This is a genomic window from Anaeromyxobacter oryzisoli, from assembly GCF_022690765.1.
GTDB classification, from domain to species: domain Bacteria; phylum Myxococcota; class Myxococcia; order Myxococcales; family Anaeromyxobacteraceae; genus Anaeromyxobacter; species Anaeromyxobacter oryzisoli.
Genome location: NZ_JALCZA010000046.1, coordinates 26,023 through 34,865 on the forward strand (window position 1 = coordinate 26,023; position 8,843 = coordinate 34,865).

Annotated in this window: 6 protein-coding genes and 1 pseudogene; 1 reads left to right on the forward strand and 6 read right to left on the reverse strand. The window is 74.9% G+C overall.

Features of this window, described 5'->3' with window-relative positions; genetic code table 11:
• Window positions 1–152: 152 nt before the first annotated feature.
• Window positions 153–1,457 carry an asparagine--tRNA ligase gene (gene asnS / locus MNZ27_RS14940; protein ID WP_242394886.1) on the forward strand — a complete coding sequence of 435 codons (1,305 nt, stop codon included), beginning with the start codon at window positions 153–155 and terminating at the stop codon, window positions 1,455–1,457.
• Window positions 1,458–2,115: 658 nt separating this feature from the next.
• On the opposite strand, the gene MNZ27_RS14945 is transcribed toward asnS, so the two are convergent.
• The 6 genes and pseudogenes from MNZ27_RS14945 to MNZ27_RS14970 form a co-directional block, all read right to left on the reverse strand.
• Window positions 2,116–3,294, reverse strand: coding sequence for an HNH endonuclease (locus MNZ27_RS14945; RefSeq protein WP_242394887.1), 1,179 nt, complete (start codon window positions 3,292–3,294; stop codon window positions 2,116–2,118).
• A 918-nt stretch (window positions 3,295–4,212) separates the two neighbouring features.
• Window positions 4,213–4,593: a response regulator gene (locus MNZ27_RS14950; RefSeq protein WP_242394888.1), complete on the reverse strand. Its 381-nt coding sequence runs from the start codon at window positions 4,591–4,593 to the stop codon at window positions 4,213–4,215.
• 6 nt (window positions 4,594–4,599) lie between these two features.
• On the reverse strand, window positions 4,600–5,676 hold the full coding sequence (gene cheB, locus MNZ27_RS14955; RefSeq protein WP_242394889.1) for a chemotaxis-specific protein-glutamate methyltransferase CheB: 1,077 nt from the start codon (window positions 5,674–5,676) through the stop codon (window positions 4,600–4,602).
• Window positions 5,673–6,539, reverse strand: coding sequence for a CheR family methyltransferase (locus MNZ27_RS14960; protein ID WP_242394890.1), 867 nt, complete (start codon window positions 6,537–6,539; stop codon window positions 5,673–5,675). Before MNZ27_RS14960 ends, cheB begins: the two co-directional genes overlap by 4 nt.
• 6 nt (window positions 6,540–6,545) lie before the next feature.
• Window positions 6,546–8,651: a HEAT repeat domain-containing protein gene (locus tag MNZ27_RS14965; protein WP_242394891.1), complete on the reverse strand. Its 2,106-nt coding sequence runs from the start codon at window positions 8,649–8,651 to the stop codon at window positions 6,546–6,548.
• A pseudogene (locus tag MNZ27_RS14970) lies at window positions 8,648–8,843 on the reverse strand (hypothetical protein); the annotation flags it as partial. The gene MNZ27_RS14965 and the pseudogene MNZ27_RS14970, both read right to left, overlap by 4 nt.

Consider the following 8,843-nt stretch of genomic DNA (forward strand, 5'->3'; position numbering starts at 1 on the left):
CATATTAGCGAACGTTCCCCGCGCCGTCTGCCTTTCCAGCGGCGGGCGGCCCGGCGCCGGCCCGCCCCGCCGGTGCGCGGGGCGGCGGCGGCCGCGTGGGCTATATTCCCTCGCCACGCGCCCTCCCTGGCGCGCCCGGGGACACCGCCGCCATGCGCCCGACCGTCTACATCGCCGACATCGCCCAGCACGAGGGGCAGGAGATCACGCTCCACGGCTGGCTGTACGCGCGCCGCTCCTCCGGCAAGCTCCACTTCCTCCAGGTCCGCGACGGCACGGGCACCATCCAGTGCGTGGTGTTCAAGGGGAACGTCACGCCCGAGGCCTTCCACGAGGCGGACCACCTCCCCCAGGAGTCGAGCCTCGCCGTCACCGGCCTCGTGAAGAAGGACGCACGATCGCCCATCGGGTTCGAGCTCGACGTGCGGAGCCTGGCGGTCGTCGCGCGGCCCGCCCGCGAGTACCCCCTCGGCCACAAGGACCACGGCGTCGCGTTCCTCATGGAGCAGCGCCACCTCTGGCTCCGCTCCCAGCGCCAGCAGGCGATCCTGCGGGTGCGCCACACCGTCGAGAAGGCGATCCGCGACTTCTTCGACCAGCGCGGCTTCACGCTGGTGGACGCGCCCATCTTCACGCCGAGCGCCTGCGAGGGGACCTCCACGTTGTTCGAGGTCCCCTACTTCGACCTCGGCAAGGCCTACCTCACCCAGTCCGGCCAGCTCTACATGGAGGCCGCGGCGATGGCGCTCGGGAAGGTCTACTGCTTCGGCCCGTCCTTCCGCGCCGAGAAGTCGAAGACGCGCCGCCACCTCACCGAGTTCTGGATGGTCGAGCCCGAGGTCGCCTTCATGGACCTCGACGGCGACATGGAGCTGATGGAGCAGCTCGTCGAGTACGTGGTGCAGACCGCGCTCGAGGCGCACCGGCGCGAGCTGGTCTCGGTGCTCGAGCGCGACGTCTCGAAGCTCGAGGCCGTGAGGGCGCCGTTCCCGCGCATCACCTACACGGAGGCGGTGGAGGTCATCCAGCGGACCGGCCACCCGATGAAGTGGGGCGACGACATCGGCGGCGACGAGGAGACCCTCGTCGCTCGGCAGTACGACCGGCCGGTGATGGTCCACCGCTACCCGTCGGACCTGAAGGCCTTCTACTTCAAGCGGGATCCCGCCGACGCGAAGGTCGCGCTCGGCTGCGACGTGCTCGCGCCCGAGGGTTACGGGGAGATCATCGGCGGCGGCCAGCGCGAGGACGATCTCGCGACGCTCGAGGCCGCGATCGCCCGCCACGACCTGCCGGCAGAGGCGTTCGAGTGGTACCTCGACGTCCGGCGCTACGGGAGCGTGCCGCACGCCGGCTTCGGGATGGGCGTCGAGCGGTGCGTCGCCTGGATCTGCGGGCTCCACCACGTCCGCGAGACGATCCCGTTCCCGCGGATGATGGAGCGAATCACACCTTAGCGGGGCGTGCCGCCCCGCCCCGGCTGCGCGGGGCCCGTGACCGCTCGCGCCCCGCTTCGCGGGGTCCGCTCGCGGTCCCCGCGCGGAGGGGCTGCGCCCCTCCCCCCGCCTGCGGCGCAGATCCTCATCACATCGTCCCAGTCCCGCATCCGCTCCGCGAGGCGTTTCGTGCTGGGGGGCCGCAAGACGAGCGCGCCTGCACGGCAACCGTGAAGCTGGCTCGGGAAGGAGGTGGAGGCCGGGGCGCCGTCCGTGAGCCGGGGCCGGAGTGCCGAGATCGGCCCCGAAGAAGCCCGTGCTTCACCGGCATGCGGACAGCGCCGCTCGATTGGCCTGAGCCCTGCTGCGGCGCACGCTGCCTGCCTGCGCCGGGCAGACTCCTCCGTCCGCTGCTCGCCCTTCGACTCCGGCGCGCAGCGCGCGCCTACGCTCAGGGCGAACGGAGCTTCGAAGCGCCTGCGCTGCTCCGTCGTCGTGTGCCCCGGCTCGGCGACGGCATCGTGTGCCTCGCGACGGGCTCGACCCAACGGAGAGGCGCTATGAGGCGCTCGCCGCGGCGCTCGGCCGCCCGGCGCCGGGCGGCGGGAGCGCCGGAGCAGGTCCAGTGGCCGCTCGTCGGCCCGGTCAGCTCGCCCGAAGAGCCGGGCCGGCCATCCGCTCACCCCGAGCGCTTCTTCTTCACTGCGCACGGCGACTGCGTTCCCGCGCGCCTGACACGTGCGGAGTCGGAGAGCTCGCCGTTCGACCGTCGCCTGAACCGGTCCATCCAGGCGTCCCCGAAGACCTTCCGAGCGGCGAGCTGGTTATGAAAGAAACAGAGAAGGTGAATGTTCTCGACCGTGGGCGGGCCGCCCAGGGCCTCGGCTTCGCGGTGATCGAACTCGAGCAGGTAGGTCGAGCCGCAGATGCCGCCGGAGTCGAGGGGGTACTGGCAGCGGCCGCCATCGCGGAGCCAGACCTGGCGCTTCACCTCCGCGGAGAGGTGCTCCGGCTTCGAGGGGCGGCGCTCCGCGAGCGGCTTCTGCACGAGCCCCTTCCGCTTGGCGCTTCGGGCGATGAGGAGGTCGAGGCCGACCTCGAGGATCTCCTCCGTGGTGGCGCCGAAATGCGAATGGGAGAGCGCATCCCGCGCAGCGTCGAGCTTCTCGAGGAAGCGGCGGGAGACGTTGAAATGAAGGCGCCGGAGGTCGGCGCTGAGCGGCTCGATGGATGTGCCACGGGGCTCGCGGGAAGATGGGGCGTGCGCCGCAGCGCGCGGAGAGTTGGCATCGACAGGGTTTTCCGGCGAACCTCGCGCCTCGAGGGGCTCGAATGGCGCCGCCGTGACGATGCTCGGAGCCGCAACCGGGAGAGCCGCGCCCGGACTCGCCGCCGCCGCGACCTCGAGACGCAAAACGGCCTCCTCCGTGGCCGGGGCGCGCACCGCCGTCACGACCTCACGACGCGGCGGTTTCTCGACCGGCTTGATCTCGGCCGCAACCTCCGCCGCCTCGTGCTTCGAGCGGTGGAAGAACCGCGGCAGAACCTCGGCCCGGTTCTCGAGCGAGATCACCTTCGCCAGCTCCGCGATGCTCGAGATGCAAAGCCTCCCGTCGCGTAGCGGCTCGATGACCTCGGGGAACCGCTGCACCAGCTCGGCCGCGGTCTTCCGGTAGAACGCGGCCCCCTTCGAGAGCCCGAGCTCACGATGGAGGAACCAGAACAGGCTCGAGTAGCCGAGCTCGACCCAGAGCCGCCGGCGATCGAAGTCGGCGAGGGCGACCAGGAAGTCGGCCATGCAGTCGTGCTCGCGGCGGAGGAGCTCGGAGAGGCGGGCGGAGAGATCGCGTGCGTGCATGAACCAATGGTCTCACGGGATTTCACGACCTCCCCAGGCGCACGCATTCGCGCCTGGACGCGAGAACGGGAACGGTCCCTCGCGCCTCGGCTCCGCGCGGACTCGCGACGCACGGCGCCACCGCGACGCTGCGAGAGAGGCACATTCGGACGACCTGGGCTCGCGAAGCGTCACCCAACGGAAAACGCGTCAACAGCCGATTGGTGAAATCGCGTTCCCGCGAAAGGGCTGCGGCCCAACGCTCAACGTGAAGCCATCGGCCGCCTCGCGAACGGCCGGCAGCGCGACGGGCGACTCAGGCCATGGTGCCGGCGGACGCTCGTAGCGCTATCGGTGAAACGCGGGCCTCTTCGGGGCCGATCTTGCGCAGACGTTTCCCCCGCACTGCGGCGCCTCGGTCTCTCCATCTTCCTGAGCCCAGACCGCTCGTCATTCAGTGCCGTTCGCCTGCAAGGTCCCCTCGACGGGCCTGCCCTCCGCCCGAGATGTGTTGAATCCCAGGCGCCTGCGGCGGGGTCCCTCCACCCTGCGTGACGTCTTCCGGGGCGTGCCGCCCCGCCCCCGGCACGAACCCGAACCCGAACCCGAACCCGCACGCGAACGCGAACGCGAACCCGAGTGTCCCCGCCCCGGATCCCGTGTCCCCGTCCCCGTCCCCGTCCCCGTCCCCGTCCCCGTCCCCGTCCCCGTCCCCGTCCCCGTCCCCGTCCCCGTCCCCGTCCCCGTCCCCGTCCCCGTCCCCGTCCCCGTCCCCGTCCCCGTCCCCGTCATCCGTCATCCGTCATCCGTCGAAGCACGGGGCACGGGGCACGGGCACGGGGTGACGGGCACGGAGATCGGGTGCGCATTCGGGTTCGGGTTCGCCCCGCGATCGGCGGTCGGCTCCCCTCGCCCGCCTGCGGCGGGGCCGTGGCGCCCTCACTCGAGCCGCAGCAGGCCCCGGACGGCCTCCGCCACCTGCTGCGCCTGCACCGGCTTCATGAGATAGGCGCTGGCGCCGGCGTTCATCGCGCGCCGTTGATCGGCCTCGGCGCCCTCGGTGGTGATGACGAGGATGGGCACCCGTCGGTGCGGACCGCCGCTGCGGATCAGCGCGACCAGCTTGAGCCCGTCCAGGACGGGCATGTTCACGTCGGTGAGGACCAGGTCGAACGTCCCCGCGCTCAGCTTGCGCCATGCGTCGGCCCCGTCGGTCGCCTCGGTCGTCGTGAGCCCGGCGATCCGCCGGAGCGCGTGGCAGAGCTGCTTTCGCAGGGCGGAGCTGTCATCGACGACGAGCGCGTGAAGGTGCTGTGACATGTCGGCTCAGGGCTCCCGGGCGAACCGGACGATGGCGTCGGCGAGCGCGGGCAGGCCGAGGACCGCGTCCACGGCGCCCGTGTCCGCGGCCGCCCGAGGCATCCCGTATACCACGGCGGTCTCCGCGGACTCCGCGAGCGCGAGCCCGCCGGCGCGCTTCACCTCGATCACGCCGCTCCGCCCGTCCTGTCCCATCCCGGTGAGCACCACGGCGCAGGCGCGGGCGCCGAGCACCCGCGCCCCCGAGGCGAAGAGACGATCGACGGAGGGGCAGTGCCCCGCCTCCCGCCTCGACGCACCGCGCGGCAGGATCGCCGCCCGCAGCGCCCCTTCCCCGTCGCGCCGGAGCTCCAGGTGATGGCCGCCCGGAGCGACGAGGACGCGCCCCGGGGCGACGAGATCGCCCTCCGCGGCCTCCTGCGCGCTGAAGGGCGTGCGCCGGCCGATGCGCTCCGCGAAGGCGGCGGTGAAGCGCGCGGGCATGTGCTGGGCGACCACGATCCCGAGGGGCAGGTCGCCGGGGATCGCTGCAAGGAGGCTCGGGATGGCGCGCGGGCCGCCGGTGGAGGCGCCGAGGAGGACGACCCGGAGCGTCGCCTGGGCGGCCGCCGAGGCGACGCGCCCCGGTGGGAGGGGGCGCGCCGGCGGCGGGTCCTCCAGCCGGAGCGCGCGGACGATCGCGCACTTCTCGAGGAGCGCGCCGCGGATCGCCGCGACGCCGCCGGCCTCCGGCTTCGCGACGAAGTCGAGCGCGCCGAGCTCGAGCGCCTTGAACACGTCGCTGCGCCCGGCCCGGGCGGAGACGACGATCACGGGCGTGGGGCAACGGTCCATGAGCAGCCGGAGGAAGGTGAACCCGTCCATGCGCGGGAGCTGCAGGTCGAGCACGATCACGTCGGGGCGGAGCCGCAGCGCGTCCCGCAGCGCCTCCTCGCCGTCCCGCGCCGCCCCGACCACCACGAACCCCTCCGCCTCGCCGAGGATCCGCGCCAGCCCGGCGCGGCTCGCGCCGGAGTCGTCCACGACGAGCGCGCGCAGGCACCGCGCGCCCGGCGGCGGTCGGAGCACCCCGCCCGGCGTCACGGCCACTCCTCCGGACCTTCGGGGCGCCGGTACACGAGGTCGTCCTCGAGGTGGACGAGCTCGAAGGCCGCGGTGACGTTCAGGAGGGACTCCGAGTGCCCGAGGAGCAGCCACCCTCCAGGGCGGAGCTTCTCGTGCAGGCGCGCGAGGACGCGGCGCCGCGCCTCGAGGTCGAAGTAGATCATCACGTTCCGGCAGAAGACGGCGTCGAGCCGGGGGACGGTGGCGAGGGCCCCCGGGTCGAGGAGGTTCTCGCGCTGGAAGCGGACCGACCGTCGGATCGCCTCCTCCACGGCCCACTTCCCGCCCCGGAGCCGGAACCACCGGCGCAGCGGCTCCACCTCGGGGTTGCGGAACGCGTGCTCGCCGTAGGCGCCGGCGCGCGCATGCGCGACGCAGCGGCGGGAGATGTCGCAGCCGACGACGTCCACGTCCCAGCCCTCGAACAGCCGCGACTCGCGGACGAGCATCGCGACCGTGTAGACCTCCTCCCCCGTCGAGCACCCCGCCGAGAGGATCCGCAGCCGCCGCTCCCCGGCGTTTCGCCGGGCGAGGGCGGGGAGGATCTCGCTCGAGAACGCGCGGAGCTGGTACGGCTCGCGGAAGAAGTACGTCTCGTTCGTGGTGATGACGTCCGTCGCCTCGTCGAGCTCCGCCTCGCGCCCCGGATCGAAGCGCAGGTGCCGGTGGTAGTCCGAGAAGTCCCTCAGCCCGAGCGCCTGGACGCGCGGCCCGAGCCGCCGCTCCAGCAGGTAGCGGTTGTCGTCCCGGAACCAGAGCCCGCAGTGCGCGTGGAACAGCTCGCGGAGGAGCCTGAACTCCTCTTCGGACATCGCGGGGACGGCCGGATCCGAGCCGAGCATGCGCGACTACCGGGGCGCGAGCGCCGCGGCCGCCTCGGCGAACGCCCGCGCGACGAGCGGATCGGGGTCCTCGGCGGCCCGCCGCGCCGCCTCGGCGCGGAGCGCCGGATCCCGGCGCGCCGCCATGGCCACGGCGGCGGCGCGCCGGACGTCCCAGCGCGCGCTCCCGGCGGCCCCGAGGAGGATGGGCCCGGCTTCGGCGGCGGGGAGGAGGACGGCGGCCGCGACCGCCGCCTTCGCCACCTCCGGATCCCGGTGCGCGGCGGCCCGGACGACGACGTCCTCCGGCGGCGGCCCGAGCGCCGAGACCGCGTGGAGCGCCGAGACCGCCACCACCGCCGGCACCTCCGGATCCGCCAGCAGCGCGATCAGCGCCGGGAGCTGATCCCGCCGCCCGGTGGCGCCGAGCGCCTCCGCCGCAGCCGCCCGGACGGTCGGCTCCGGATCCCCGAGGGCCGCCCGGAGCGCGTCGAGCGCCCGGGTGCAGATCGGGTGCTCGCCGTCCGCGGGATCGCCCGCGCAGGCGCCGACGTTGGCGCCCGCGAGCGCGACGAACGCCCGGGCCGCGGCCGCCCGCGCCGGCCAGGCCGGGTCCCCGAGCGCCGCGACGAGCTCCGGGACGTGGCGGCCGCGCGCGTGCCCCCGCGCCGCGAGCGTCGCGATCGCGCCGGCGGCGGCCACGCGCTGGACCACCGCGTCGTTCCGGAGCGCCGCGGCCACGCGCGGCACGTCCTCCGGGCCGCCGACCGCGCCGAGGACGCGGTACAGCGCCGCGGACGGGGACGCGTCGGCCCGGTCCCGCACCGCCGAGAGCACGGCCGGCGCGGACTCCGGCGAGCCTCGCGCCAGCTCGACCAGCGCGTTCGCCGCCTGCATCGAGACGGCCGGATCGTCGTCCCCGAGGAGCCCGGCGAGCGGCGCCACCGCCTGCGCCCCGCCGAGCCGCCCGAGCGCCGCGATCGCCTCGCCCTGGACCAGCGCGTCGGGATCGCTGGCGTCGCGGATCACGCTCTCGAGGGCCGCCGGGCTGCCCATCCGCGCGAGCGCGGCGAGGGCGGCGCTCCGGCCGAACGGGCCGAGCTCCGGGATGACCTCGGCCAGGGAGGCCTTCATCTCGGCGCGCGCCGGCAGGCGGGCGATCGCGTCGTCCACCAGGGGCCGCAGGCGATCGTCCTCGGCGCGCCGCAGCAGCGCGGGCACGTGGCGGGGCTCCGCGATCCACCCGAGGACGGTCACCGCGCCGACCGCCACGAAGGGCTCCTCGCTCGACAGCGCGGCGGCGCACGCGTCGCCGAGCCCGGGGTCCCGCGCCGCCGCGTCACGCGCGGCCACCTCGATCGGCCCCAGCTCCTCGCAGGCACGCCGAGCCCGTTGCTGGCCGACGCCGGCGAGGACGGCCTCGCGCGCGCCGCGCGTCCGCTCCGAGAGGCCGCGGGAGAGCAGCAGCGGCGCGGCGGGATCGTCGCTCGCGCCGAGGAGCCGGTACACCGGCCGGCAGAGGGCACGGTTCCGGAGGAACGGCGCGATCCGCTCCGGCGGGGGGCAGGCCCCGAGCCCGCCGAGCGCGCCGAGCACCGCGAGGCGGAGCCCCTCGTCGTCGAGGTCGAGCGCGGAGGCGAGCGTGGGGATCGCCGCCGGCCCGCCGATCTTCCCGAGCGCCTCCGCCGCGGCGCCGCGGACGTTCGGATCGGGATCCGCGAGGAGCGCCGCGAGGGGCGGGACCGCGCGGCGATCCCCGAGCGCGCCCAGCACCGCCACGGCGGCGAGCCGCTGGTGCGGCTCGTCGGCGTCGAGCGCGCCCACGAGCGGCTCGACCGCGAGCGCCCCGAGCCGCTCCAGGGCGCTCCCCGCGGCGTCGCGCGCACCGATGGTCTCGCCGGAGGAGAGCGCCGCGACGAGGGCCGGGAGGAGCGGCGCCGGATCACGGGCCGACGCGATGCGCTCCACGGCCGCCATCCGCACGCGCCAGCTCCCGTCGCCGAGGAGCCGGAGCAGGACCGCGCGATCGTCCGCGTCGGAGGGATCGAGCCCGACCGCCGCCCGGTAGCGCGCCTCCTCGTCGGGGGCGTCGCCTCGCGCGCGGTCCGCTGGGACGGGAGAGGGATCTCTCATGCGCGCCTCGACGCCTCGGCCTGGGCTCTCGCCGCGTCCGCCTCGCCCGGCACGGCGGGATCGAGGAGCGCCTTCACGTCGAGCAGCAGCCGCAGCCGCCCGTCGCCCGCGCGCCGCCCCGCGGGCGACGGCGCGCTCCCCCCCCCGCACCCCCCGAGGTAGAACCCCGGCCCCAGGCCGGACGCCAGCCCC

Excerpts from the sequence above, each read along its gene's own strand:
- MNZ27_RS14945 (WP_242394887.1), bottom strand. The coding sequence starts at position 3,294 with ATGCACGCACGCGATCTCTCCGCCCGCCTCTCCGAGCTCCTCCGCCGC.
- MNZ27_RS14950 (WP_242394888.1), bottom strand. The coding sequence starts at position 4,593 with ATGTCACAGCACCTTCACGCGCTCGTCGTCGATGACAGCTCCGCCCTG.
- MNZ27_RS14960 (WP_242394890.1), bottom strand. The coding sequence starts at position 6,539 with ATGCTCGGCTCGGATCCGGCCGTCCCCGCGATGTCCGAAGAGGAGTTC.
- asnS (WP_242394886.1), top strand. The coding sequence starts at position 153 with ATGCGCCCGACCGTCTACATCGCCGACATCGCCCAGCACGAGGGGCAG.
- MNZ27_RS14965 (WP_242394891.1), bottom strand. The coding sequence starts at position 8,651 with ATGAGAGATCCCTCTCCCGTCCCAGCGGACCGCGCGCGAGGCGACGCC.